At 70.8% G+C, this 25,848-nt stretch carries 24 protein-coding genes and 1 riboswitch; of the genes, 18 read left to right on the top strand and 6 right to left on the bottom strand.

The genetic code is table 11. The features are described 5' to 3' along the window. The first annotated feature begins 189 nt into the window (after nt 1-189). The 4 genes from coxB to AB0Q96_RS06590 all read left to right on the top strand — a co-directional run bounded on the left by coxB (nt 190) and on the right by AB0Q96_RS06590 (nt 4,660). Nucleotides 190-1,155 carry a cytochrome c oxidase subunit II gene (gene coxB, locus AB0Q96_RS06605; protein WP_365322301.1) on the top strand — a complete coding sequence of 322 codons (966 nt, stop codon included), beginning with the start codon at nt 190-192 and terminating at the stop codon, nt 1,153-1,155. Then, nucleotides 1,152-2,888 (top strand): cytochrome c oxidase subunit I, encoded by a 1,737-nt coding sequence (gene ctaD / locus AB0Q96_RS06600; RefSeq protein ID WP_365322299.1) that lies wholly within the window; start codon nt 1,152-1,154, stop codon nt 2,886-2,888. The genes coxB and ctaD overlap by 4 nt, the downstream gene beginning before the upstream one ends. After that, complete coding sequence (locus tag AB0Q96_RS06595; protein WP_132915653.1) at nt 2,885-3,283, top strand: cytochrome c oxidase subunit 4; 399 nt, start codon at nt 2,885-2,887, stop codon at nt 3,281-3,283. Before ctaD ends, AB0Q96_RS06595 begins: the two co-directional genes overlap by 4 nt. 120 nt (nt 3,284-3,403) lie before the next feature. Further along, nucleotides 3,404-4,660 carry an Ig-like domain-containing protein gene (locus AB0Q96_RS06590; RefSeq protein ID WP_365322297.1) on the top strand — a complete coding sequence of 419 codons (1,257 nt, stop codon included), beginning with the start codon at nt 3,404-3,406 and terminating at the stop codon, nt 4,658-4,660. Between the two features lie 79 nt (nt 4,661-4,739). Here the strand turns inward: AB0Q96_RS06590 and AB0Q96_RS06585 are convergent, their stop codons facing one another. Further along, nucleotides 4,740-5,141 (bottom strand): hypothetical protein, encoded by a 402-nt coding sequence (locus AB0Q96_RS06585; protein ID WP_365322295.1) that lies wholly within the window; start codon nt 5,139-5,141, stop codon nt 4,740-4,742. 187 nt (nt 5,142-5,328) lie between these two features. Between AB0Q96_RS06585 and AB0Q96_RS06580 the strand changes: the two genes are divergently transcribed. The 6 genes from AB0Q96_RS06580 to AB0Q96_RS06555 all read left to right on the top strand — a co-directional run bounded on the left by AB0Q96_RS06580 (nt 5,329) and on the right by AB0Q96_RS06555 (nt 12,533). Next, complete coding sequence (locus AB0Q96_RS06580; protein ID WP_365322293.1) at nt 5,329-5,949, top strand: heme-copper oxidase subunit III; 621 nt, start codon at nt 5,329-5,331, stop codon at nt 5,947-5,949. Nucleotides 5,950-6,023: 74 nt separating this feature from the next. After that, complete coding sequence (locus AB0Q96_RS06575) at nt 6,024-6,833, top strand: c-type cytochrome (RefSeq protein ID WP_365322291.1); 810 nt, start codon at nt 6,024-6,026, stop codon at nt 6,831-6,833. Beyond that, nucleotides 6,830-7,882: a Rieske 2Fe-2S domain-containing protein gene (locus tag AB0Q96_RS06570; RefSeq protein ID WP_365322290.1), complete on the top strand. Its 1,053-nt coding sequence runs from the start codon at nt 6,830-6,832 to the stop codon at nt 7,880-7,882. Before AB0Q96_RS06575 ends, AB0Q96_RS06570 begins: the two co-directional genes overlap by 4 nt. After that, the gene (locus AB0Q96_RS06565) at nt 7,879-9,504 is read left to right on the top strand and encodes a cytochrome bc complex cytochrome b subunit (protein ID WP_365322288.1); all 1,626 of its coding nucleotides are present in this window, start codon (nt 7,879-7,881) and stop codon (nt 9,502-9,504) included. The genes AB0Q96_RS06570 and AB0Q96_RS06565 overlap by 4 nt, the downstream gene beginning before the upstream one ends. Before the next feature lie 154 nt (nt 9,505-9,658). Then, on the top strand, nt 9,659-10,723 hold the full coding sequence (gene trpD, locus AB0Q96_RS06560; protein WP_365322286.1) for an anthranilate phosphoribosyltransferase: 1,065 nt from the start codon (nt 9,659-9,661) through the stop codon (nt 10,721-10,723). Nucleotides 10,724-10,834: 111 nt separating this feature from the next. Next, nucleotides 10,835-10,951: riboswitch (SAM riboswitch) on the top strand. A 181-nt stretch (nt 10,952-11,132) separates the two neighbouring features. Beyond that, nucleotides 11,133-12,533, top strand: coding sequence for an aminotransferase class V-fold PLP-dependent enzyme (locus tag AB0Q96_RS06555; RefSeq protein WP_365322284.1), 1,401 nt, complete (start codon nt 11,133-11,135; stop codon nt 12,531-12,533). 84 nt (nt 12,534-12,617) lie between these two features. Here AB0Q96_RS06555 and AB0Q96_RS06550 read toward each other — a convergent pair whose 3' ends face one another. Both AB0Q96_RS06550 and AB0Q96_RS06545 read right to left on the bottom strand, forming a co-directional pair. Then, nucleotides 12,618-12,899 (bottom strand): Lrp/AsnC ligand binding domain-containing protein, encoded by a 282-nt coding sequence (locus AB0Q96_RS06550; RefSeq protein ID WP_365322282.1) that lies wholly within the window; start codon nt 12,897-12,899, stop codon nt 12,618-12,620. Next, the gene (locus tag AB0Q96_RS06545; protein ID WP_365322280.1) at nt 12,896-13,630 is read right to left on the bottom strand and encodes a rhomboid family intramembrane serine protease; all 735 of its coding nucleotides are present in this window, start codon (nt 13,628-13,630) and stop codon (nt 12,896-12,898) included. Before AB0Q96_RS06545 ends, AB0Q96_RS06550 begins: the two co-directional genes overlap by 4 nt. 164 nt (nt 13,631-13,794) lie before the next feature. Here AB0Q96_RS06545 and AB0Q96_RS06540 point away from each other — a divergent pair, with 164 nt between their 5' ends. From AB0Q96_RS06540 to AB0Q96_RS06520, 5 genes are all read left to right on the top strand, one after another. Then, nucleotides 13,795-14,037 (top strand): hypothetical protein, encoded by a 243-nt coding sequence (locus AB0Q96_RS06540; protein ID WP_046908952.1) that lies wholly within the window; start codon nt 13,795-13,797, stop codon nt 14,035-14,037. Between the two features lie 48 nt (nt 14,038-14,085). Further along, entirely contained in the window at nt 14,086-15,450 is a 1,365-nt protein-coding gene (locus tag AB0Q96_RS06535; protein WP_365322278.1) for an NYN domain-containing protein, read from the top strand. Nucleotides 15,451-15,706: 256 nt separating this feature from the next. Beyond that, nucleotides 15,707-16,738, top strand: coding sequence for an NlpC/P60 family protein (locus tag AB0Q96_RS06530; RefSeq protein ID WP_365322277.1), 1,032 nt, complete (start codon nt 15,707-15,709; stop codon nt 16,736-16,738). Between the two features lie 183 nt (nt 16,739-16,921). Further along, a complete protein-coding gene (locus tag AB0Q96_RS06525) occupies nt 16,922-17,935 on the top strand; it encodes an NlpC/P60 family protein (RefSeq protein ID WP_365322275.1) in 1,014 nt (337 codons plus the stop codon). 48 nt (nt 17,936-17,983) lie between these two features. Further along, nucleotides 17,984-19,198, top strand: a complete 1,215-nt coding sequence (locus AB0Q96_RS06520; RefSeq protein ID WP_365322273.1) for a hypothetical protein — start codon at nt 17,984-17,986, stop codon at nt 19,196-19,198. 49 nt (nt 19,199-19,247) lie between these two features. Here AB0Q96_RS06520 and AB0Q96_RS06515 read toward each other — a convergent pair whose 3' ends face one another. After that, complete coding sequence (locus AB0Q96_RS06515) at nt 19,248-20,561, bottom strand: glycosyltransferase family 87 protein (protein WP_365322271.1); 1,314 nt, start codon at nt 20,559-20,561, stop codon at nt 19,248-19,250. An 86-nt stretch (nt 20,562-20,647) separates the two neighbouring features. Here AB0Q96_RS06515 and AB0Q96_RS06510 point away from each other — a divergent pair, with 86 nt between their 5' ends. Beyond that, nucleotides 20,648-21,790 (top strand): glycosyltransferase family 4 protein, encoded by a 1,143-nt coding sequence (locus AB0Q96_RS06510; protein WP_365322269.1) that lies wholly within the window; start codon nt 20,648-20,650, stop codon nt 21,788-21,790. A gap of 46 nt (nt 21,791-21,836) precedes the next feature. Here the strand turns inward: AB0Q96_RS06510 and AB0Q96_RS06505 are convergent, their stop codons facing one another. Both AB0Q96_RS06505 and AB0Q96_RS06500 read right to left on the bottom strand, forming a co-directional pair. Next, entirely contained in the window at nt 21,837-22,355 is a 519-nt protein-coding gene (locus AB0Q96_RS06505) for a hypothetical protein (protein WP_365322267.1), read from the bottom strand. 117 nt (nt 22,356-22,472) lie between these two features. Beyond that, nucleotides 22,473-24,269 carry an AMP-dependent synthetase/ligase gene (locus tag AB0Q96_RS06500; protein WP_365322266.1) on the bottom strand — a complete coding sequence of 599 codons (1,797 nt, stop codon included), beginning with the start codon at nt 24,267-24,269 and terminating at the stop codon, nt 22,473-22,475. A 294-nt stretch (nt 24,270-24,563) separates the two neighbouring features. Here AB0Q96_RS06500 and AB0Q96_RS06495 point away from each other — a divergent pair, with 294 nt between their 5' ends. Both AB0Q96_RS06495 and AB0Q96_RS06490 read left to right on the top strand, forming a co-directional pair. Continuing rightward, nucleotides 24,564-25,319 (top strand): metallophosphoesterase, encoded by a 756-nt coding sequence (locus AB0Q96_RS06495; RefSeq protein WP_365322500.1) that lies wholly within the window; start codon nt 24,564-24,566, stop codon nt 25,317-25,319. A gap of 69 nt (nt 25,320-25,388) precedes the next feature. Next, entirely contained in the window at nt 25,389-25,832 is a 444-nt protein-coding gene (locus tag AB0Q96_RS06490; protein ID WP_365322264.1) for an SRPBCC family protein, read from the top strand. Nucleotides 25,833-25,848 lie beyond the last annotated feature (16 nt).

Here is a 25,848-nt window from a genome sequence, read left to right as displayed (position 1 = left end):
GGAGTCCACCCCTTCGGGGGCTCGGACGGCGCGTTGGGCACCCTCCCCGCGCGACCCCAAATAGCGTCCAGTAGGGTTTGGTCCGCATAAACATCCAAACCCCTGCCCGCGGCCGGGGCGGCGACCGACCAGCGAGACGGACGGCCGTGGCCGACCAAACGCGGGCCGAGACTCTCGGGAAGGCGCTACGTGAGTCCCAACGGCTCCGACCGCTCGTCGCGGCGCCCGATGCGGCGGAAGCTGCCGCAGGTGCTGACTGCGGGCCTGATCCTGGCGACAGCCACCGGCTGCTCGTACAACTGGGAAGACTTCCCCCGCCTTGGCATGCCCACCCCGGTGACGGAAGAGGCGCCTCGGATCCTCTCCCTCTGGCAGGGCTCGTGGGCGGCAGCGCTCATCACGGGCGTGCTGGTGTGGGGTCTGATCCTGTGGGCGACCATCTTCCACCGGCGCAGCCGCACCAAGGTGGAGGTACCTCCGCAGACCCGGTACAACATGCCCATCGAGGCGCTGTACACGGTCACCCCGCTCATCATCGTCTCGGTGCTCTTCTACTTCACCGCACGCGACGAGTCGAAGCTCCTCGAGCTCTCCCCGAAGCCGGCCCACACCGTGAACGTGGTCGGCTACCAGTGGAGCTGGGGCTTCAACTACGTCGAGGACGTGCCCGGTGTGAAGGGCAACGCCAAGACGGACATCAACCTCGCGGCCATTCCGGACAAGTACAAGGAAGCGTTCCCCGCGAACGCGGGCGGCGTCTACGACGCCGGCATCCCCGGTACCCGGAACCCGCAGACCGGCAACCCCGGTCCGACCCTGTGGCTGCCCAAGGGCGAGAAGGTCCGGTTCGTCCTGACCTCCCGCGACGTCATCCACTCCTTCTGGGTCGTCCCCTTCCTCATGAAGCAGGACGTCATCCCCGGTCACACCAACGCCTTCGAGGTCACCCCGACCCAGGAGGGCACGTTCCTCGGCAAGTGCGCCGAGCTGTGCGGTGTCGACCACTCCCGGATGCTCTTCAACGTCAAGGTGGTCTCTCCGGAGCGCTACCAGCAGCACCTGAAGGAGCTGGCGGAGAAGGGGCAGACCGGCTACATCCCGTCTGGCATTGAGCAGACGGACCCGGCCAGGAATGCGGAGACGAACAAGCTGTGAGCATCCTCAACGAACCCCACGGCTCGGCCGCGGCTGAGGACTCGTACGAGAACGAGCTCCCGGTCCGCCGCAAGCAGCCCGGCAACATCGTGGTGAAGTGGCTTACCACCACCGACCACAAGACGATCGGCACCATGTACCTGGTGACGTCGTTCGTGTTCTTCATCATCGGCGGTCTGATGGCGCTCTTCATGCGCGCCGAGCTTGCCCGTCCGGGCACGCAGATCATGTCGAACGAGCAGTTCAACCAGGCGTTCACCATGCATGGCACGATCATGCTGCTGATGTTCGCCACCCCGCTCTTCGCGGGCTTCGCGAACTGGATCATGCCGCTGCAGATCGGCGCGCCCGACGTGGCGTTCCCGCGGCTGAACATGTTCGCCTACTGGCTGTACCTGTTCGGCTCGATCATCGCGGTCGCCGGCTTCCTCACCCCGCAGGGTGCCGCCGACTTCGGCTGGTTCGCCTACTCCCCGCTGTCGGACGCCGTCCGCTCGCCGGGTGTCGGCGCCGACATGTGGATCATGGGTCTGGCCTTCTCCGGCTTCGGCACGATCCTCGGTTCGGTCAACTTCATCACCACGATCATCTGCATGCGCGCTCCGGGCATGACGATGTTCCGCATGCCGATCTTCACCTGGAACGTGCTGCTGACCGGTGTCCTGGTCCTGCTCGCCTTCCCGGTCCTGGCGGCCGCGCTGTTCGCCCTGGAGGCGGACCGCAAGTTCGGTGCCCACGTCTTCGACGCGGCCAACGGCGGAGCATTGCTCTGGCAACACCTCTTCTGGTTCTTCGGACACCCAGAGGTGTACATCATCGCCTTGCCCTTCTTCGGCATCATCTCCGAGGTCATCCCGGTCTTCAGCCGCAAGCCGATGTTCGGCTACATCGGTCTGGTGGCCGCGACCATCGCCATCGCCGGTCTCTCCGTGACCGTGTGGGCGCACCACATGTACGTCACGGGTGGCGTGCTCCTGCCGTTCTTCTCCTTCATGACGTTCCTCATCGCCGTACCCACCGGCGTGAAGTTCTTCAACTGGATCGGCACGATGTGGAAGGGCTCCCTGTCCTTCGAGACCCCGATGCTCTGGGCCGTCGGCTTCCTGATCACCTTCACCTTCGGTGGTCTGACCGGCGTCATCCTGGCCTCGCCGCCGATGGACTTCCACGTCTCCGACTCGTACTTCGTCGTCGCGCACTTCCACTACGTCATCTTCGGCACCGTGGTCTTCGCGATGTTCTCCGGCTTCCACTTCTGGTGGCCGAAGTTCACCGGCAAGATGCTGGACGAGCGGCTCGGCAAGATGACCTTCTGGACGCTGTTCGTGGGCTTCCACGGCACGTTCCTGGTCCAGCACTGGCTGGGTGCCGAGGGCATGCCGCGTCGTTACGCGGACTACCTCGACGCCGACGGCTTCACGGCGCTGAACACGATCTCCACGATCTCGTCCTTCCTGCTCGGCCTGTCGATGCTGCCGTTCTTCTACAACGTGTGGAAGACCGCCAAGTACGGCAAGAAGGTCGAGGTCGACGACCCGTGGGGCTACGGCCGCTCGCTGGAGTGGGCGACGTCCTGCCCGCCGCCGCGGCACAACTTCCTCACCCTGCCGCGGATCCGTTCCGAATCCCCGGCGTTCGACCTGCACCACCCGGAGATCTCGGCTCTCGACCAGCTCGAGAACAAGGGCCACGAGGTGGCGGCGCTCACCGGCGGCAAGGAGACCGGCAAGTGAAGATCCAGGGCAAGATGTTCATCTGGCTGAGCGTCTTCGTCCTCGCCATGGCGATCCTCTATGGCGTGTGGTCGAAGGAGCCGGTCGGCACGACGGCGCTGTTCCTGGCGTTCGGTCTCTGCATCATGATCGGCTACTACCTGGCCTTCACGGCCCGGCGGGTCGACGCCATGGCGCAGGACGAGAAGGAGGCCGACGTCGCGGACGAGGCCGGCGAGGTGGGCTTCTTCGCCCCCCACAGCTGGCAGCCGCTCTCGCTGGCCATCGGCGGTGCGCTCGCCTTCCTCGCCATCGCGATGGGCTGGTGGCTGCTGTACTTCTCCGCTCCGCTGATCCTGGTCGGCATCTTCGGCTGGGTCTTCGAGTTCTACCGCGGTGAGAACCAGAACCAGTAGCACCCGCAGTACCCCGTAACACCCCGAGGGGCCCGGTCACTTCGTGCGAACGAAGCGGCCGGGCCCCTCGTTTGCCATGCTCGGCGCGCTGGGTCGCGGGATTGTTCTTAACGTGAAGTCATGAACGACACGCCGCGCATTCGGACTGTTCTGAGCTGCACTCTTCTGGCCCTCACCGTCACCGCGGGCGCCACCGCGTGTGCGGGCTCCGGAAACCATCCGCTGTCGGCGAAGCCCTACGACGCGGCGGACGAGATCGCCTTCAACGCCCCCGCGGAGGGGAAGAAGGCCGACCCCGAGAAGCCGCTGGAGATCACGGCCAAGGGCGACGACGGGCGGATCACCGACGTCACCGCCCTGGACGAGTCGGGCCACCACCTGGCCGGCGAGCTCACCGCGGACGGCCGCAGGTGGCGCTCCACGGCCGCGCTGGCGGCCGGTGCCCGGTACACCGTCCAGGTGGCCACCGAGGACGAGGACGGCGCTCCTGGGGCCCGTACGTTCACTTTCGAGACGGCTCCGGCCAAACGGGCCCTCACCGCCACCTTCGGCCCGGAGGCGGGCACGTACGGCGTCGGCCAGCCGATCACCGCCGACCTCAGCCTCCCGGTCAAGGACAAGGCGGCCCGCGGCGTCGTGGAACGGGCCCTCAAGGTCCGCTCGACGCCCGCCGTGGAGGGCTCCTGGTACTGGGTCGACGACAAGAAGCTGCACTTCCGCCCGAAGGAGTACTGGCCCACGGGCGCCGTCGTCACCGCCACCGGCAACCTGGCCGGCCTCAAGGTGGGCGACAAGCTCTACGGCGGCGACTCCAAGCCGCTCAAGCTCACCATCGGCGACCGGATCGAGGCCGTCGCCGACGCCGGGTCGCACTACATGACGGTGCGGCGCAACGGAGAAGTGATCAACACCATTCCGGTGACCACCGGGAAACCGGGCTTCTCCACCCGTAACGGGATCAAAGTGGTGCTCGGCAAGGAGTACTTCGTCCGGATGCGGGGCACCAGCATCGGCATCTCGGAGGGCAGCTCCGACTCGTACGACCTGCCCGTCTACTACGCGACACGGGTGACGTGGAGCGGCGAGTACGTGCACGCCGCGCCGTGGTCCGTCGGCTCCCAGGGCGTCGAGAACGTCAGCCACGGCTGTGTCGGCATGTCGACCGGGAACGCCGCCTGGTTCTACGAGAACGTGCGTCCGGGTGACATCGTCCGCGTCGTCAACAGCGAGGGCGAGATGATGGACACCTTCGGCAACGGCTTCGGCGACTGGAACCTGGACTGGGACAAGTGGCGCAAGGGCAGCGCCCTGGTGGCGGACTCCTCGGATCCGGCCGCCACCATGGACGCCAAGGCCCGGCTCAGGCCCTCGCTGTAGGCCCCACGGGCCCCAGCGGCACCCGGGGCCCCCGGGGCCGTCCCGGGCCCCACAGGGCCTCCCGGGCCCCGCGGAACCCTCAGGCGTCGAGGGAGAGCCGCGAACGCAGCAGGGACGCCAGGGACGCCGCGAACTCCACCGGTTCCACCGGAAGGGTGACCGCGGCGTCCGCGCGACTCCAGGTGGCGAGCCAGGCGTCCTGCGGACGGCCGATCAGCAGCAGGACGGGAGGGCAGTGGAACACCTCGTCCTTGATCTGCCGGCACACGCCCATGCCGCCCGCCGGCACCGCCTCGCCGTCCAGCACGCACACGTCGATGCCGCCCTGGTCCAGGGCCGTCAACACGGCGGGCAGCGTCGCGCACTCGACGAACTCGACCGGGGGAACATCGGCCGCGGGCCTGCGACCCGCCGCCAGGCGCACCTGCGCGCGGGTGTTCGCGTCGTCGCTGTAGACCAGGACCGTGGCGCTCGACTGCATCGTTCCTCCGTGAAGGTGGTCGGTCGTTGCGCGGATGCTACTCCGGTCCACACCCCGTCAACACCCGTTCAACACCTGTTCGAAGGGTGCCGGAAGGGCCTTCCGATGGGCCGTTCGGGCTGGACACACCCCCCGGACACTCCGAACGGCACCCCCCGGAGTGAGGGCGGGATAAGCGACCGACATAATGTCGGTCGTGGCGACAGTAACGACAGTAGAAACAGGGCACGCGCACCCGTCGGTCAATCGACCGAACCTCACCAGCGTCGGAACCATCATCTGGTTGAGCTCCGAGCTGATGTTCTTCGCGGCCCTCTTCGCGATGTACTTCACCCTGCGATCCGTGATGGGCGCCGAGTTCTGGGCGGAAAAGGCTTCGGCCTTGAACCTCCCGTTCTCCGCGACGAACACCACGATCCTGGTGCTCTCCTCACTCACCTGCCAGCTCGGCGTCTTCGCCGCGGAGCGGGGCGACGTGAAGAAGCTCCGGTCGTGGTTCATCATCACGTTCGTGATGGGCGCGATCTTCATCGGCGGCCAGGTCTTCGAGTACACCGAGCTGGTCAAGGAGGAGGGGCTCTCCCTCTCCTCGGACCCGTACGGCACGGTGTTCTACCTGACCACCGGCTTCCACGGCCTGCACGTGACGGGCGGTCTCATCGCCTTCCTGCTGGTCCTGGGCCGGACGTACGCCGCCAAGAGGTTCACTCACGAGCAGGCAACCGCCGCCATCGTCGTGTCCTACTACTGGCACTTCGTCGATGTCGTCTGGATCGGCCTCTTCGCCACGATCTACTTGATCAAGTAATCGTGCTCCGCCGCTCCGGCGGGCCACACATCCAGCAAGCATCGACGCAGAAGATCCTGACACCGGGGTAATCCGTGAAAAAGCTCTCCGCACGACGACGCCATCCGCTGGCGGCGGTCGTCGTCCTACTTCTCGCGCTGGCGGCAACCGGGGGGCTGTACGCCGCGTTCGCGCCCGCGGGCACGGCGAAGGCCGACACCACCGCCCAGTCCCTCGCCATCGAGGAGGGCAAGAAGCTCTACTCCGTAGGCTGCGCCAGCTGCCACGGGACCGGCGGTCAGGGCACCACTGACGGTCCGTCCCTGGTCGGCGTCGGTTCGGCGGCCGTGGACTTCCAGGTCGGCACCGGCCGTATGCCGGCCCAGCAGCCGGGCGCCCAGGTCCCGAAGAAGAAGGTCATCTACACGCAGGCCGAGATCGATCAGCTCGCGGCGTACGTGGCCTCCCTCGGTGCCGGCCCGATCGTGCCGACCGAAGGCCAGTACAGCCCTGACGGCGCCGACATCGCCAAGGGCGGCGAGCTGTTCCGCTCCAACTGCGCCCAGTGCCACAACTTCACCGGTGAGGGTGGCGCGCTGACCTACGGCAAGTACGCCCCGAGCCTCGAAGGCGTCAGCCCGAAGCACCTCTACGAGGCCATGCAGACCGGCCCGCAGAACATGCCCTCCTTCCCCGACACGACCATGCCGGAGAAGCAGAAGAAGGACATCATCGCCTACGTCCAGGCCGTCAACAGCGACAAGGCCGACAACCCGGGTGGTCTCAAGCTGGGTGGCCTCGGCCCCGTCAGCGAGGGTCTGTTCGCGTGGGTCTTCGGTCTGGGCGCGCTGATCGCAGTTGCCATCTGGGTCGCGGCCCACACCGCTAAGGCCAAGAAGTCATGAGTACCCAAGAGAATCCAGAAGAGAACCTGCCGTCCGAGCAGGACACCGCGCACGGCGCGGTGAAGGTCGCCGACGACCCGTTCGCCGACCCGGGCCTCCCGCCCCACAAGCCGCGCATCCAGGACATCGACGAGCGGGCCGCTCGCCGGTCCGAGCGTGCGGTCGCCTTCATGTTCACGCTGTCGATGCTGGCCACGATCGGCTTCATCGCGGCGTACGTGATCTTCCCGGTGGACAAGATCGTGTACATCTGGCCCTTCGGCCGGGTGTCCGCGCTCAACTTCTCCCTGGGTCTGACCCTCGGCGCGGCCCTGTTCTTCATCGGCGCGGGCGCGGTCCACTGGGCCCGCACCCTGATGTCCGACGTCGAGGTCGCCGACGAGCGTCACCCGATGGCGGCCACGCCCGAGGTCAAGGCCAAGGTCATGGCGGACTTCGCGGCCGGTGCCGCCGAGTCCGGCTTCGGTCGGCGCAAGCTGATCCGCAACACGCTGTTCGGCGCGCTGGCCATGGTGCCGCTCTCCGGCATCGTGCTGCTGCGTGACATGGGCCCGCTGCCCGAGAAGAAGCTCCGCTCCACCCTGTGGGCCAAGGGCAAGCTGCTCGTCAACATGAACACGCACGAGCCGCTGCGTCCCGAGGACGTCGCGGTCGGTTCGCTGACCTTCGCGATGCCCGAGGGCCTCTCGGAGCACGACGAGCACTTCCAGACCGAGATCGCCAAGGCCGCCCTGATGATCGTCCGCATCCAGCCGGACGACATCAAGGACAAGCGCGAGCTCGAGTGGTCGCACGAGGGCATCGTCGCCTTCTCGAAGATCTGCACCCACGTCGGCTGCCCGATCTCTCTGTACGAGCAGCAGACGCACCACGTGCTCTGCCCGTGCCACCAGTCCACCTTCGACCTGTCCGACGGCGCCCGTGTCATCTTCGGCCCGGCCGGCCACGCCCTCCCGCAGCTGCGGATCGGCGTGAACGACAAGGGCTTCCTGGAGGCGCACGGCGACTTCGAAGAGCCCGTCGGTCCCGCATTCTGGGAGCGCGGATGAGCACTGTGACCAACACGCAGAAGAAGGCCCCCGCCGGCGAGCGCATCGCCGACTGGGCCGACGGCCGCCTGGGGATCTACACCCTGGCCAAGGCCAACATGCGGAAGATCTTCCCGGACCACTGGTCCTTCATGCTGGGCGAGATCTGCCTCTACAGCTTCCTCATCATCATCCTGACGGGCGTCTATCTGACGCTGTTCTTCCACCCGTCGATGAACGAGGTGGAGTACGTCGGACCGTACGTCCCGCTCCAGGGACAGCTGATGTCCGAGGCGTTCAACTCGACCATGCACATCTCGTTCGAGGTGCGTGGCGGTCTGCTGATCCGGCAGATCCACCACTGGGCGGCGCTGATCTTCCTCGCCGGCATGTTCGTGCACATGATGCGCGTGTTCTTCACCGGCGCGTTCCGCAAGCCGCGTGAGATCAACTGGCTGTTCGGCTTCCTGCTGTTCTTCCTGGGCATGTTCACCGGCTTCACCGGTTACTCGCTCCCGGACGACCTGCTCTCCGGCACCGGTGTGCGCTTCATGCAGGGCGCGATCCTGTCCGTGCCGATCGTCGGCACGTACCTGTCGATGTTCCTGTTCGGCGGGGAGTTCCCCGGCGGCGACTTCGTCGCCCGGTTCTACTCGGCGCACGTGCTGCTGCTGCCCGGCATCATGCTGGGTCTCGTGGTCGCGCACCTCATCCTGGTGTTCGTCCACAAGCACACGCACTTCGAGGGCCCCGGCCGTACGAACAAGAACGTCGTCGGCATGCCGCTGCTGCCGGTGTACATGGCGAAGGCCGGAGGCTTCTTCTTCCTGGTCTTCGGCGTCATCGCGGTCGTCGCGGCGATCGCCTCGATCAACCCGATCTGGGCCATCGGCCCGTACCGCCCGGACCAGGTGTCCACCGGCGCCCAGCCCGACTGGTACATGGGCTTCGCCGAGGGTCTGATCCGTGTCATGCCGGGCTGGGAGATCAACCTGTGGGGCCACACGCTGGTCCTCGGCGTGATGATCCCGCTGGCGATCTTCCCGGCGGTGCTCGGCGCGATCGCGGTCTACCCGTTCATCGAGTCCTGGATCACGGGCGACAAGCGCGAGCACCACATCGCGCAGCGCCCGCGCAACGCTCCGACGCGCACCGCCTTCGGTGTCGCCTGGATCACCGCGTACATGATCATGCTCGTCGGTGGCGGCAACGACCTCTGGGCCACGCACTTCCACCTGTCGATCAACTCGATCACCTGGTTCGTCCGGATCTTCTTCTTCGCCGGACCGGTCATCGCGTTCATCGTCACCAAGCGCATCTGCCTCGGCCTCCAGCGCCGGGACAAGGACAAGGTGCTGCACGGGCGCGAGTCCGGCATCATCAAGCGCCTGCCGCACGGTGAGTTCGTCGAGGTCCACCAGCCGCTCAGCCAGGGTGAGCTGCACCGCCTCACGGCGCACGAGCAGTACGAGGCCGCGGCCCTGCCGCCGGCCGTCGACGAGAACGGCGTGGAGCGCAAGACCGGCCCCATGGAGAAGCTCCGGGTCAAGCTCAACAAGGGCTACTACGGCGCTGACAACCAGGTCGCCAAGCCCACCGCCGAGGAGTACAAGGAGATCACGAGCGGCCACGGCCACCACTGATCCCCCGACCTCCTGAAGCAGGTCGCCACGGCGAGAGCCCCGTCCATTCGATGGACGGGGCTCTTTGCCGTCCCCGTGGATCGATAGGGTGGGAAGGTACCCCTACCGAAGATCACCGATCACCGGTCCCGATCATCACTCGCCAGGAGCTGCCATGAGCGCTGCGACCCCCGCTGGAGGACTCGACTCGGCGGGCCGCTCCTGGCCCGCCGTCCTGGACGGTCTGCTGAGCGGCCGCGACCAGAGCGCGGAGGACACCGCCTGGGCGATGGACCGCATCCTGCGCGGCGAGGCCACCTCGGCGCAGATCGCCGGCTTCGTCGTCGCCCTGCGGGCCAAGGGCGAGACCGTCGAGGAGATCACCGGCCTCGTCCGGACCATGTACGAGCACGCCAACACCATCGAGGTCCCCGGCCCGTCCGTGGACATCGTCGGCACCGGCGGCGACGGCGCCAAGACCGTCAACATCTCCACCATGTCGGCGATCGTGGTGGCCGGCACCGGCGCCAAGGTCGTCAAGCACGGCAACCGGGCCGCGTCCAGCGCCAGCGGCGCCTCCGACGTCCTGGAGAAGCTGGGCGTCAACCTGGAGCTGACCCCCGCGCGGGTGGCCGAGGTGGCCGGCGAGGCCGGCATCACCTTCTGCTTCGCGGTGAAGTTCCACCCGGCGCTGCGCCATGTGGCGATGGCCCGCAAGGAGCTGGGCATCCGCACGGTCTTCAACTTCCTCGGGCCGCTCACCAACCCGGCCCGGGTGCGGGCCCAGGCGACCGGCGTGGCCGACCCCCGGATGGCCCCGATCGTGGCCGGGGTGCTCGCCGAGCGCGGCTCCTCGGCGCTGGTCTTCCGCGGCGACGACGGCCTGGACGAGCTGACCACGACGGCGACCTCCCGGGTGTGGATCGTCCGGGACGGCACCGTCCGCGAGGAGTCCTTCGACCCGCGCGACGTCGGCATCGACATCGTCCCGGTCGAGGCCCTGCGCGGCGCCGACGCCTCGTACAACGCCGACGTGGCGCGCCGCCTGCTGGCCGGCGAGACCGGTCCGGTACGGGACGCGGTGCTGCTCAACTCGGCGGCGGCGCTCACCGCGCTCGCACCGGGCGAGGGCACCCTGGCGGAGCAACTGGCCGTGGGCATCGCCAAGGCGGCCGAGTCCATCGACTCCGGCGCCGCCCGCCGCGCCCTGGAGCGCTGGATCGCGGCCAGCAACGCCTGAGCCGTCGCCACCGCCGCCCCGGCCGGCCGTCAGCCGCCCCGTACGCAGCCCCGTTCCGAATGCCGGAACGGGGTTGCGTCGTCGTGATCGACTGGCATAAGTTCTGTGACAGGTCATGAGTGACAGCGACAAAGCCCCGGCTAGCTGTCCGGCAACCCTCCGTCCGTGGCGGGGTGCCCCGGGTGAAGACCAGGCCGTACGAGCAGAAGCCTGCGGCAAGCGCGGACCCCTGCGCACAACCCTGGGGTCCTTGGTCCTCTAGGGAGCAGTGTCTCGTGAGCAAGCGAATGCGTTAGGGCCGTCGGCCCACTTCTTCACCGAACACCCGTACGCGGCACCCCCTTCTTCGCGCTGCCCTGCGGGCTCTTTCACGCCTTTTCGCGCCCCTTTTATGCCGGGAGATACCGTCATGTCCGCATGCCCGAACGCTGCCACCACCACTGCTTCCGCCCCCTCCGGTGACGCGGCGGACCCCTGCTGCGCCGCCCCGCTGCCGGTCCTCGGCCGGGACGTCACCGTCCCGCTCGTCACCGGCGGCGAGGTCAGCTACGCGGCGCTCGACTACGCCGCCAGCGCCCCGGCCCTGCAGCGCGTGTGGGACGACGTCGCCGCGTACGCCCCGTACTACGGCAGCGTCCACCGCGGCGCCGGCTACCTCTCCCAGCTCTCCACCGACCTGTTCGAGAACAGCCGCGCCACCGTCGCCGAGTTCCTCGACTGCCGCCCCGGCGACCAGGTGGTCTTCACCCGCTCCACCACCGACTCGCTCAACCTGCTCGCCCAGGTGATCCCCGCCGACTGCCAGGTCTTCGTCTTCGAGACCGAGCACCACGCCTCGCTGCTGCCCTGGCGCGACGCCCGGGTCACCTACCTCAACGCGCCGCGCACCCCGCGCCAGGCCGTCGAGACCCTGGAGCGGGCGCTCGCCGACCGCGACCCCTACGGCCCCGCCCTGGTCTGCGTGACCGGCGCCTCCAACGTCACCGGCGAGCTGTGGCCGGTCCGGGAACTGGCCGCCGCCGCGCACGCCCACGGTGCCCGGATCGTCCTCGACGCCGCCCAGCTCGCGCCCCACCACCCCGTCTCCGTCCAGGAGTTGGACGTCGACTGGATCGCCTTCTCCGGGCACAAGCTGTACGCCCCGTTCGGCTCCGGCGTCCTCGCCGGACGCGCCGACTGGCTCCAGGACTCCGAGCCCTACCTCGCCGGCGGCGGCGCCTCCCGCAAGGTGGCCCGGCGCGCCGACGGCGGCGTCGACGTGGAGTGGCACACCACCGCCGCCCGGCACGAGGCCGGCTCGCCCAACGTCATCGGCGTCTACTCCATCGCCTCCGCCTGCAAGGCGCTCACCGAGGCCGGCTTCGACCAGCTCGTCGCCCGTGAGCGGCACCTGATCGCCACGGTCCGCGAGGGCCTGGCCGAGGTGCCCGAGGTGCGGGTGCTCTCGCTCTTCGGCGACGACGCCCCCCGGGTCGGCGTCATCTCCTTCGTCGTGGACGGCTGGAACAGCTCCCACTTCGCCGCCGCGCTCTCCGCCGAGTACGGCATCGGGGTCCGCGACGGCCTGTTCTGCGCCCACCCGCTGGTGCGCACCCTGCTCGGCAGCGACCCGCAGGACCCGGGCGAGTGCGGCGCCCCGGAGGCGGCCCCCGGCGAGCGCTCCCTCAACGCCATCCGCGTCAGCTTCGGCGCGGGGACGCCCGACGAGCACGTGGAGCGCTTCGTGGGCGCGGTGAAGCAGCTGGTGCGCGAGGGCGCCCAGTGGAAGTACCGCACCGAGGACGGCCGCTGCGTGCCCGACCGCGGCTGATCCCTCACCCGTACGAGTGAAGCCGGCCTCCCGCGGGGAGAGGCCGGCTTCGTCGTGCGTGGTGCGCGGGGCGTGCCCGCGGGCTCAGCCCTCCAGGCCGATGGCGAAGGCCGCGTCCAGGTCGTTCTGGGAGTAGGCCCGGAAGGCGACATGGGTGTCGGTGCCCTCGACGCCGGGGATCTTGCTGATCTTCCCGGGGATGACGTCGGCGAGGTCGTCGTGGCGCGGCACCCGGACCATGGCGATCAGGTCGTACGTCCCGGTCACCGAGAAGACCTCGCTGACCGAGTCGATCGCGGCGATGGACTCCGCGATCTCGGGGATGCGGTCCACGCTGGTCTTGATGAGCACGATCGCGGTGATCACGGCTGGCTTTCTCCCTCGGTGGCCGCGGCTGGTGGCTTCACCTTAACGCCACCTCTGTACCGGCCCCACGCGTAGACGAAGCCGATCGCGAACCCCACCACGTGCGCCAGGTACGCCACCCCCGGTCCCGCCCCGGCCGAGCGGGCCGCCAGCCACTGGAGCACGAACCAGAAGATCAGCACGATCCAGGCCGGGAAACGCAGCGGCAGGAAGAAGAGGAAGGGGAAGAGGCTGGTCACCCGGGAGCGCGGGAAGAGATAGAGGAAGGCCCCGAGCACCCCCGAGATCGCCCCCGACGCCCCCACCAGGGTCTGCGTGCTGTCCGCGTGCGCGGCCGCGTAGCCGAGCAGGGCCAGATACCCGCAGCCCAGGTAGAAGAGGGCGAACCCGGCCGGGCCCATCCGCTCCTCGGCCATCGCGCCGAAGACGTACAGGAACAGCATGTTCCCGAGCAGGTGCAGCCAGCTGCCGTGCACGAAGAGCGCGGTCAGCGGGGTGAGCAGGGCGTGCGGCCGGCCGCTCGTCAGCTCGGCCGGGATCACGCCCCAGCGCTCGAAGTAGGTGCCCTGCGCCGCCAGCAGCCGGTCGCCGGTGCCGTACCCCGGGTTGAGCCCCGACACCGGGCTCAGGGCGAAGAGCAGGACGCACAGCGCGATGAGGCCGTAGGTCACGGTGGGCCCGTTGCGGGTTCCGTGCCACGTGCCGAGGACCGTGCGCCGCCAGTCGATCATGGACAGATCATGGCGTACCGGGGTCCACCTGGACAGAGTGCCTCGCCGTGACACGGGGTACCCGCGAGGCCGTAGGGTTACGGGCAGACTTCCGCAGTCCGACGGCGCACCGCGGTCCCGTACAACCCCGGAATTCCAGGGAAAGCCCAGAAAGAGGCGGCACGATGACGACGGTTCCCCTGCCGACCCCGGAGACCCGCTGGCGTTGCACGCTCTGCGGCAACCTGACCCGCTTCGACGTCACGCGGTCCTCCAAGGTCGTCGAGTACGTCCATCTGGACCTCGCCGGAGAGCCGAAGGTCGAGGAACGCGAGGTGGTCAGTGAGACCATCGAGTCGGTCCGCTGCCGCTGGTGCAACGCGGTGGACCAGATCGAGCTGGTGGACAGGCCGGGTTCCGCTTCCTGAGAAGCGGCCCGTGAGGGCGACGACGACAGGGAAGTGGGGTGACGGATCGTGGCGCAGCCCGCACACGGTGAAGAGCCGACGGGCTCGGCGGACGACGCCGCCGAGGCGCTCGACCGGCCGCTGCCCGAGCCCGTACGGCGCAAGGTGGTCGCGCTGGTCGCGGACGCCTTCGGCGGGCTGACCGTCGCCGAGCTCCCCGGACCGCTGCGCCAGTACGCCCGCTTCACCGCCTCCCGGCGGGCCAAGTTCGCCGGGAACGCGATGGCGGCCGCCCTGGAGAGCGACCCGCTGTTCCGGCAGCGGATCGGCGAGCGCTTCAAGGAGGCCGAGCCCGAACTGGCCGGCGCCGTCGAGTCCGGCTCCCCGCCCGCCGCCGCCGACCCCGTCGACGTGGCCGCCGCGGCCTACGTGCTGCGCCCGGCCGGCTGGGGCAAGCTGGTCGCCGCCGCCGGCGAGGAGGCCGAGCGCGCCGACGCCGAGCGCGCCGACGAGGCCGGCCGGCGCGAGCTGGAGCGGCTGCGCGAGGAGGTCGCGCACGCCCGCGAGCGCACCCGGACCGAGACCGAGCAGCTGCGCCACGACCTGGAGGCGGCCCGCAAGGAAGCGGAATCGCTTCACCGCAAGCTGCGCAGCGCCCAGAGCGACGTGAAGCGCGGCGAGGCGGCGCTGCGGCGGGTCCAGGCGGAGACCGACGCCGCCCGGACCGAGTCCGCCGCCCAGCTCTCCGCCGCCGAGAGCGAGAGCCGGCGGCTCAAGGCCCGGCTCGGCGAGGTGGAGGCGGCCCTGGAGGCCAGCCGCCGCGCCGCCCGCGAGGGCCGCTCGGTGGAGGACATGCGGCTGCGGCTGCTCCTGGACACCGTGCTCGACGCCGCCCAGGGGCTGCGCCGCGAACTGGCCCTGCCGCCGGTCTCGATGCACCCCGCGGACACCGTGGACGCGGTGGAGCCGGGCCGGATGTCGCCGAAGGACATCGCGGCCCGCGCGCTGTCCGAGACCGACCCGGCGCTCCTGGACCAGCTGCTCGAACTGCCCCAGGCGCACCTGGTGGTGGACGGCTACAACGTCACCAAGACCGGCTATCCGACGATGCCGCTGGAGAAGCAGCGGCTGCGGCTGCTCGGCGGTCTGTCCGCCCTCGCGGCCCGCTCGGGCGCCGAGATCACCTGTGTCTTCGACGGGGCCGAGCTCGCCGCCCCGGTGCTGCTCGCGCCGCCGCGCGGGGTGCGGGTGCTGTTCTCCAAGCCCGGTGTCACGGCGGACGAGTTGATCCGGCAGCTGGTGCGGGCCGAGCCGCCGGGCCGTCCGGTCGTGGTGGTCTCCACCGACCGCGAGGTGGCCGACGGGGTCGCCAAGTCCGGTGCGCGCCCGGTTGCGTCCGCCTTGCTGCTGAAGCGGCTTTCACGCCTCTCGTGACGGCTCGTAACGTCTGCGCCTGATGTCCTTTTTCTGATCCGCACAGGGTCAAGTGACCATTACTGCCCGTGTGATGTGTGTGAATAGTTCGTCACCCGAGCGAGATTTTGCCTATCGGGATTTGAACTGATCACAAGATGGTCACTAGGGTCGGGGCTCGAACCTTCGCGCGGTTGATCATCCATCCGGGGTGGCAGCGGGGGGCCCGCCTGCCGCTCACCCGGTCGGCGGCTGAAGGAAGAAGGAGCTCGCCTTCGTGGCGTCCCACCGTCGTCCCAAGCAGCCGAGCCGCACCCGCGTGACCGTGCTCACCGCGACCGCCGGCCTCGCCGTCGCGATCTCCGCCCAGAGCGGCGCCTCCGCGGCGCCCGCCAAGCCGAAGATCGACGAGGTCAAGTCCAAGGTCGACAAGCTCTACCACGAGGCCGAAGAGGCCACGGAGCAGGCCAACCTCGCCGAGGAGCGCCGCGGCAAGCTCCACAAGGAGATCGACGCCCTCCAGGACAAGGTCGCCCGCGGCCAGCAGGACCTCAACACCCTGCGCGGCCAGATCGGTTCGGTCGCCAGCGCCCAGTACCGCTCCGGCGGCATCGACCCGGCGCTCCAGCTCTTCCTCTCCGCCGACCCGGACACCTACCTCGACAAGGCGTCCGCGATCGAGCAGCTCGGCGCCAAGCAGGCCGACGTGCTCCAGTCGATCCAGGCGAAGCAGCGCACCCTCGCCCAGGAGCGCACCGAGGCCGCGACCAAGCTGGCCGACCTCGAGGACGTCCGCAAGACGCTCAACGAGAAGAAGAACAAGGCCACCGCCAAGCTGGCCGAGGCCCGCAAGCTGCTCAACACGCTGACCGCCGCCGAGCGCTCCAAGATGGAGCAGGACGAGCAGCGCGCCAGCCGCGCCGCCGGCGACCGCGTCGAGCTCGGCAACGAGGTGCCCGCCTCGCAGCGCGGCGCCGCCGCCCTCAACGCCGCCGCCACCCAGATCGGCAAGCCGTACTTCCGCGGCGGCACGGGCCCCGGCTCCTACGACTGCTCGGGTCTGACGCAGTGGGCCTACCGCCAGGCCAACGTCTCGCTCACCCGCACCACCTACACGCAGCAGAACGACGGCGTGAAGATCGGCCGCAGCCAGCTCAAGCCCGGCGACCTGGTCTTCTTCAACAACCTGTCGCACGTGGGCCTGTACGCGGGCAACAACACCATCCTGCACGCTCCGAAGCCGGGCGCCTACGTCCGCTACGAGTCGATGGACTACATGGGCACCTTCCAGTTCGGCGTCCGCATCTGACGCGACGGCAGCTGCCCTCCGAACGGGTGGTTCGCCGGATCCGGGACTGACGTGACGCCCCGCCCGTGACCTGTGGTCACGGGCGGGGCGTCACTTTGTGTGCCCGGCGGCCTCGTTGGACCTGGGGTGATCACCGGCTACTGTCTGCCGCGCCAGACCGTCCAGCCGAACGGAGCGCGTTCCGTGGCGTCCCACCGACGACCCTCCCGGGTCACCGTCCTCACCGCAGCCGCGGCCACCGCGGCCACGGCCCTCGGTGCCGTCCCCGCGCACGCCGACCCGGGCGCCCCGCGCCCCGAGGCCACCCGCGCCACCGTCGACCGCCTCTTCGAGGAGGCCGAGAAGGCCACCGAGGGCTACAACCAGGCCGACGAGAAGGCCGACGCGCTGCGCAGGACCGTCTCGCTCGCGCAGGACGGCCTGGCCCGCGGCCAGGAACGCGTCAACCGCATGCGCGGCGCGCTCGGTGCGGTGGCCGGCGCCCAGTACCGCTCCGGCGGCATCGACCCGGCCCTCGCCCTGCTGCTCTCCTCCGACCCGGAGACCTACCTCGACCGGGCCTCCGTGCTCGACCGGGCCACCGCCCGCCAGGGCGCCGCCCTCGCCGAACTCCGCCGCGAGCTGCGCAAACTGGCCCAGGAGCGGACGGAGGCGGGCCGCGCCCTCGCCGAACTGGAGCGCAGCAGGACCGAGGTGGCCCGGCACAAACGCACCGTCGAGCGGAAGCTGGCCGAGGCCCGCCGGGTGCTGGCCTCGCTCTCCGACGACGAGCGGGCCGGCTACGACCGGGCCTCCCGCTCGGGCCGCGACTCCCTCGACGACCCGCTCCCGCCGCTCGCCGACCTCGGCCCCTCCCGGGCCGCCGCCGCGGTGATCGCCGCCCGCGGCGCCATCGGCAGGCCGTACGTGTGGGGCGCCACCGGGCCCTCCGCCTTCGACTGCTCGGGCCTGATGGTCTGGTCGTACCGGCAGGCCGGGATCGCCCTGCCCCGCACCTCCTCCGCGCAGCGGTACGCGGGCCGCCGGGTGCCGCTCTCGCAGGCCCAGCCCGGCGACCTCGTCACGTACCGCAGCGACGCCAGCCATGTGGCGATCTACGCCGGCAACGGGCAGGTCATCCACGCGCCCTACCCCGGCGCCCGGGTCCGCTACGACCCGGTGAACATGATGTCCCACGCCACCGTCACGCGGGTCTGAGCGGACGGCCGGGGTCCGCCCCCGCCCCCGCCCCGTACGATCGGGGGCGTGGCAGGTCAGGGGAGCGGAAGGGCGCGCGGCGCGGCCGTGTGCCTGGCGGCGGCCCTGCTGGTGCTGACCGGCTGTACGCCCCCCGGCCCCGCCGACCCCGCGCCCGGGCAGATCCAGCGCCTGCTCGACCGGCACGCGCGGGCGCTGCTCGACCGCGACGAGGCCGCCTACCTCACGGCCCTCGACCCGGCCCTCGCACCCGCCGCCCGCACCGAGTTCGACCGGCTCGCGGCGGTCCCGCTGGGCGGCTGGACGTACCGGGTCACCGAGGTCGAACGGACCGGCGGCGGCCGGGCCACCGCCAGGACCGAGCTCGGCTACCGGATCAAGGGCTACGACTCCGGGCCCGCCACCACCGAGCGGGTCCTGGAGCTCGCCGAACGCGACGGACGCTGGTACGTCACCGGCGACCGCCCCGCCGAGGGCGCCCCCCAGCAGCTGTGGCAGCAGGGCGAGGTGACGACCGTGACCGGCCGGCGCAGCCTCGTCCTCGGCGTGGGCCAGAGCCCCGGGCGGCTGCGCGAGATCGCCGCCGCGGCCGACCGGGCGGTGCCCGCCGTCACGGACGCCTGGCACGGGGACTGGGCCGGCCGGATCGTGGTCCTGGTGCCCGCCTCGGTCGAGGCGATGGGCGGGCTGCTCGGCGCGCCGGCCGCCTCGTACCGGGGCATCGCGGCCGTCACGACCGGGGAGACCGGCGGCGGCCCGGCGGCCCCCGCCGACCGGGTCATCGTCAACCCCGACGCGTACGCGACGCTCGGCGCGTTCGGCCGGCAGCTGGTCCTCACCCACGAGACCAGCCATGTCGCGACCCGCGCCCAGACCACCAAGGCCACCCCGGTCTGGCTCTCCGAGGGCTTCGCCGACTGGATCGCCTACCTCGGCACCGGCCGCACCGCCGCCCAGGCCGCCCCCGAACTGCGCCGCGCGGTCCAGGAGGGCCGCCCGCCCGCCGCCCTGCCCGACGACGCGGACTTCGCCTTCGGCGGCGACCAGGACGCCATGGCCCGCGCCTACGAGGGCGGCTGGCTGGCCTGCGAGCTGATCGCCGAGCGCTGGGGCGAGGAGAAGCTGGCCGCGTTCTACCGGGCGGTCGGCGCCCACCCGCAGCGCGAGGGCGCCCTGGAGAAGGCGCTGGAGGACGTCCTCGGCACCACCCCGCAGGAGTTCACCGCGCGCTGGCGCGCGTACGTGGGGGAGCGGCTCGCCTAGGGCCTGTCCGGCGGATCATGGCCGGGGACGCGGCGTTCGCGCCGGGCCGTCAGGAGGAGGCCGGGACCGGGGTCTTCTCGCGCTCCGCGTGCGCCGGGGCCGGCACCGTGACGGGGGTGAGGCGCGGCTCCGTCACCGTCTGGCGCCACAGGATCCGGCAGGCCGACAGGCAGGCCGCGACGAGCAGCCCGTTGCGGACCAGGAGCAGCGCGATGCCCAGCGGGTCGCTGTGCGAGACGTGCGAGAACCAGACCGGGAACTCGAACTGCGTCACCGCCGTCGCCCACAGCACCAGATGCGCGGGCCGCCGCATCCGGCTCGCCCGGTAGACCAGGCACACCGCCGCCAGGCCCACCAGCCAGATCATGTACTGGGGGCTGATCACCCGGCTCGTCGTCACGAACAGCAGCACCGCGACGAAGGCCGCGTCCGCCGTCGTGGTGGTGGTGAAGCGGCGGGTCCGCAGCCGCCACACCAGGAGCCAGCCGAAGGCGGCGAAGGTCAGCACCATCGCCGCCGTGGACACCGCGGAGACCCCCGGGCCCAGGAACTCGATCGAGCCGTAGTTCATCCGCGCCTCGCCCTCCCAGCCGAAGTTCTTCGCCACGTGGAAGACGAGCGCGCCCAGCGACTCGACCTCGGTGCCCCGGTCCCGCTGGAAGCCGAGGAAGGCGAGCGCCCCGGGCGCCGCGAGCACGCACAGCAGCAGCACCCCGGCCGCCGTGCCGACCGCCGTGGGCCAGGACCGCAGGGTGGCCCGGCCGCGCGCGGTGCCCGCCAGCAGCAGCACCGGCCACACCTTCAGCATCGCCCCGAACCCGGCCAGCGCGCCGAGCACCGCCGGCCTGCGCACGGCCGCCAGGAGGCCCGCCACCGCGACCGCCGTCACCATCAGGTCGTAGCGCGCGTACGCGGTCGGCCCGAGCAGCGCGACGCCGGCGATCCACAGCCACGCCCCGCGCGGCGAGCGGCCCGGCCGCCGCCCCGCGTACAGGAGCAGCCCGAAGACGAGGGCGTCGCACGCCAGGCTGAGCACGAAGAAGGCCGCCGAGTAGCCGAGGAAGGGCAGCAGGGCGGGGGAGAGGATCGCCAGCGCGGCGGCCGGCGGGTACTGCCAGGTGACGTCGTCCAGCGGGAACGTGCCGGTCCGCAGGATGTCGTACCAGCCCTGGTAGATCTGCTCGACGTCGCTCGTCACGTCCGGGCCCGGGATCACCACGACCTTGAAGACGCAGAGCAGCAGCAGGACCCGGGTGACGGCCCAGACACCGATGGGCAGCCGCAGACCGTCGCGGGCGATCTCGCGCGCCAGCGCGCCCCGTCCGAGGCCGTCACGTGCCGCCGTGCCCACTGCGCCCGTCATACCTGTCCTGTTCCTGTCCTGTCGTCCGCCGGGGCGGAGGGTGGTGGTGCCGGGCTCGGGGCGCGGTCGCGGTACTGTCGGCCACGATGCACAAGACCCTGATCGTAACGAACGACTTCCCGCCGCGACCCGGTGGAATCCAGGCCTTCCTGCACAACATGGCGCTGCGCCTGGATCCCGAGCGGATCGTCGTCTACGCCTCCACGTGGAAGCGCGGCCACGAGGGGATCGAGGCGACCGCCGCGTTCGACGCGGAACAGCCTTTCACGGTCGTCCGTGACCGCACCACCATGCTGCTGCCGACGCCGCGGGTCACCGCCCGGGCCACCGCGCTGCTGCGCGAGCACGGCTGCGAGTCCGTCTGGTTCGGCGCCGCGGCCCCGCTCGGCCTGATGGCCCCCGCCCTGCGCCGCGCGGGCGCCCGCCGGCTGGTGGCCACCACCCACGGCCACGAGGCGGGCTGGGCCCAGCTGCCGGCCTCCCGGCAGCTGCTGCGGCGGATCGGCGAGGGCACCGACACGATCACCTACCTCGGCGAGTACACCCGCTCCCGGATCGCCGCCGCGCTCACCCCGGCCGCCGCCGGGCGCATGACGCAGCTCCCGCCGGGCGTGGACGAGAAGACCTTCCACCCCGACTCGGGCGGCGCCGAGGTGCGCGAGCGGCTCGGGCTCAGCGACCGCCCGGTGGTCGTCTGCGTCTCCCGGCTGGTCCCGCGCAAGGGCCAGGACACCCTGATCCTGGCCATGCCCGAGATCCTGCGCCGGGTCCCCGACGCGGTCCTGCTGATCGTCGGCGGCGGCCCGTACGAGCAGGAGCTGCGCAAGCTGGCGGCCCGCACCGGCGTGGCCGGCTCCGTGCGGTTCACCGGCGCCGTGCCGTGGGCGGAGCTGCCCGCGCACTACGGGGCGGGCGACGTCTTCGCGATGCCCTGCCGCACCCGCCGCGGCGGCCTCGACGTCGAGGGCCTCGGCATCGTCTACCTGGAGGCCTCGGCCACCGGCCTGCCGGTCGTCGCGGGCGACTCGGGCGGCGCCCCGGACGCCGTCCTCGACGGCGAGACCGGCTGGGTCGTCCGCGGCGGCGTCCCCGAGGAGTCGGCCGACCGCATCGCGACCCTCCTCCTCGACCCCGAGCTGCGCGCCCGGATGGGCGAGCGCGGCCGCCGCTGGGTCGAGGAGCGCTGGCGCTGGGACCTGCTGGCCGAGCGGCTGAGGGAACTGCTGTAGCGCCCGTCCCGGGCGGGGGCGGCCGGACCGGCCGCCCCGGGCCCGGCTAGCCGGGCAGGTAGTCGGTCAGGGCGCAGCCGTCGACGAGCAGCTTCTCGTTGCGGTAGCCGTCGGGCACCTTGAAGCCCTTCTCGCAGGTGAAGAGCAGGACCTCGGAGTCGAGCAGGGCCTTGGCGGTCCTCTCGTCGCCGGGGAACAGGGCGAAGTTCTGTCCGACCAGCACCCGCACGCCCTTGCCCTGGGCCGCGGCGGCCTTGTTCGCCCGCTGGAACTTCTCCATGTCGGAGACGGACAGCAGCGTGACGGTGTCCCGGTCGTCGTCGCCGCACACCCCGCGCGCGGATATCGCCCAGGCCGGGTCGGCGGCCTGCTCGCGCATCGCGCCGCCGCCGTTGGTGCGCAGGTCGCTGCACATGGTGTGGGCGGCGACGAGTTTCTCCATCGCCGCCATGTCGTCGGCCGCGGGCAGCCCGGCGTCCTCGCCCCAGGCGCTGCTGCACCCGGTGAGCGTGACGAGGGCGATGAGAGCCGTGCCCAGGACGGCGGCGGTGCGCTTGAGCCGCATGACTTCCTGCTTCCGTTTCGTATCGGTGTGGCGGAATAGTCCGCTCCGGTCCCGACGCGCGCGAGCGCCCCCGACCGGCCCGCGTCGCGGGCCCGCCAGGGGCGCTCCGAGGGCCTGTCAGCCCTGGTAGATCGCCTCGATCTCGTCGGCGAAGTCCTTCGCCACCACGTTTCGCTTCAGCTTCAGCGACGGGGTGATGTGCCCCGCCTCCTCGGTGAACTGCGCGGACAGGATACGGAACTTCCGCACCGACTCCGCCTTCGAGACCGCCGCGTTGCCGTCGTCCACCGCGCGCTGCACCTCGGCGAGCAGCTCCGGGTCGTCGCGCAGCGTCGCCGCCGTCGCGCCGGCCGGCTTGCCGTGCTCGGCCGCCCAACGGCCCAGGAACTCCTCGTCGATGGTGACGAGCGCGCCCACGAACGGGCGTCCGTCGCCGACCACCATGCACTCGGCGACCAGCGCGTGTGCGCGGATCCGGTCCTCGATGACCGCCGGGGCGACGTTCTTGCCGCCCGCCGTCACCAGGATCTCCTTCTTGCGGCCGGTGATCGAGAGGTAGCCGTCCTCGTCGAGGGTGCCGATGTCGCCGGTGTGGAACCAGCCGTCCGCCAGCGCCTCGGCCGTCGCCGCCTCGTTGTTCCAGTAGCCGGAGAAGATGTGCTCGCCGTGCAGCAGCACCTCGCCGTCGTCGGCGATCCGCACCACCGAACCCGGCAGCGGCTGCCCGACCGTGCCGATCTTCTGCCGGTCCCACGGGTTGAACGTGGTCGCCGCGCAGGACTCCGTCAGGCCGTAGCCCTCCAGGACCGTGAAGCCGATGCCGCGGAAGAAGTGCCCGAGCCGCTCGCCCAGCGGCGCGCCGCCCGAGATCGCGTACTCGCCCCGGCCGCCGAGCACCGCGCGCAGCTTCGAGAAGACCAGCTTGTCGAAGACCTTGTGCTTCAGCTTCAGACCGAAGGACGGGCCCTGCGGGGTGCTGAGCGCCCGGCTGTACGCGATGGCCGTGTGCGCGGCCTTGTCGAAGATCTTGCCCTTGCCGTCCGCCTGCGCCTTGGCCCGCGCCGAGTTGTAGACCTTCTCGAAGACCCGCGGCACACCGAGGATCAGCGTCGGCCGGAAGGAGGCCAGCTCGTCGGTGAGGTTCTTGATGTCGGGCAGACAGCCCAGCTTGATCGGCGCCATCACGGAGGCGACCTCGACCAGCCGGCCGAAGACGTGCGCCGCCGGCAGGAACAGCAGGACCGAGCACTCGCCGGTACGGAACAGCGGCTTCAGCCGCTCCACGATGTTGCCGCACTCGGCGAAGAAGGCGCGGTGCGTCAGCACGCAGCCCTTGGGGCGGCCCGTGGTGCCCGAGGTGTAGACGATCGTGGCCGGGTCGTCCGCGTGCGCGGAGGACATCCGGCGGTCGAGCTCCTCGTCGGAGACCTCCGCGCCGCTCTCCGTCAGCCGCGGGACGGCGTCCGCGTCGATCTGCCAGACGCCCTTGAGGGCGGGCAGGGCACCCCGGACGGACGCCACCGAAGCCTCGTGGGCGGCGGACTCGACGAGGGCGAGCGAGGCGCCGGAGTCGCCGAGGATCCACTGGATCTGCTCCGGCGAGCTGGTCTCGTACACCGGCACCGTCACGGCGCCGGCGCTCCAGATCGCGAAGTCGAGGAGCACCCACTCGTAGCGGGTGCGGGAGAGCAGCGCGACCCGGTCGCCGGGCTCGACACCGGCGGCGATCAGGCCCTTGGCGGCCCCGCGGACCTCGGCGAGGAACTGCTTGGCGGTGACGTCGACCCAGCCGCCGGGCACCTTGCGTCCCATCACGGCGACGTCTGGGTGCTGTGCGGCGTTGCGGCGGATGAGATCCGTCAGGTTGCCGTCCGTGGGGACCTCGTACAGGGCCGGAAGGCTGAACTCGCGCAAGACTGCTGCTCCTCATCGGGCGCCGGCGCCACGGCTCTGTGTGATGCGTCGGTGCGGTCCAAGATCGGGCAGGTGCTCAGTGGGGGTGAGCACGACCGGACTGCCCGGACGTTACCCATCAGTACGCGGTTCCGGATAGGGGGTCCTGGCCAGATGTTCCATGCGTCACACGTGTATGGCGTTCCTCCGCGCACAGTAATCCACCGCTTTCCCGACTCGGAAGTAACCGCAGGTCCGACCGGGCGGGCCCACCCGGGAGGCCCTGCCCCCTACGCTGACGCCATGAGGATCAACGTGGTGAGCGACGTACACGGCAACACCGGGGCCCTCGCCACGGCGGGAGAGGGCGCCGACGCCCTCATATGCCTCGGGGACCTGGTGCTCTTCCTCGACTACGCCGACCACGCGCGCGGCATCTTCCCCGACCTCTTCGGCGTCGAGAACGCCGACCTCATCGTCGAACTGCGCACCGCCCGCCGCTTCGACGAGGCCCGCGACCTGGGCCGCCGCCTCTGGGGCGAGCTCGGCATCGACCGCGCCACCGCCATCGAGTCCGCCGTCCGCCGCCAGTACGCCGAGATGTTCGCCGCCTTCCCCACCCCCACGTACGCCACCTACGGCAACGTCGACATCCCCGGCCTCTGGCCCGAGTACGCCCGCCCCGGCACCACCGTCCTCGACGGCGACCGGATCGAGCTCGGCGGCCTCGTCTTCGGCTTCGTCGGCGGCGGCCTGCACAGCCCCATGCGCACCCCCTACGAGATCTCCGAGGAGGAGTACGCGGCCAAGGTCGAGGCCCTCGGCGAGGTCGACGTGCTCTGCTCCCACATCCCGCCGGACGTCCCCGAGCTCACCTACGACACCGTCGCCCGCCGCTTCGAACGCGGCAGCCGCGCCCTCCTCGACGCCATCCACCGGGTCCGCCCCCGCTACGCCCTCTTCGGCCACGTCCACCAGCCGCTCGCCCGCCGGATGCGGATCGGCGCGACCGAGTGCGTGAACGTCGGCCACTTCGCGGCGACCGGCCGGCCGTGGACGCTGGAGTGGTGACGGAAGCCCGATGACGGCGCGATAGCCTTCTGACAGATACGACTCGCGTCCATACGAGGAGCCACCGCGATGGCGGAACACACCAGCTCGAGCATCACCATCGAGGCGGCCCCGGCCGAGGTCATGAGCGTGATCGCCGACTTCGCGCGCTACCCCGAGTGGACGGGCGAGGTGAAGGAGGCCGAGGTCCTGGAGACCGACGGGTCCGGCCGCGCGGAGAAGGTCCGCCTCCTCCTCGACGCCGGCGCGATCAAGGACGACCACACCCTCGCCTACACCTGGACCGGCGAGGACGAGGTCAGCTGGACCCTCGTCAAGTCCCAGATGCTCCGCGCCCTCGACGGCTCCTACCGCCTCGCCCCGGCCGCCGGCGGCGCCCGCACCGAGGTCACCTACCAGCTGACCGTCGACGTCAAGATCCCCATGCTCGGCATGATCAAGCGCAAGGCCGAGAAGGTCATCATCGACCGGGCCCTCCAGGGCCTGAAGCAGCGCGTCGAGTCCACGAGGTAGCCGGCCGCCCGCCGGG

The organism is Streptomyces sp. NPDC093111, from assembly GCF_040683955.1.
Classification (GTDB): domain Bacteria; phylum Actinomycetota; class Actinomycetes; order Streptomycetales; family Streptomycetaceae; genus Streptomyces.
This window is presented reverse-complemented; position numbering and strand designations above follow the sequence as displayed.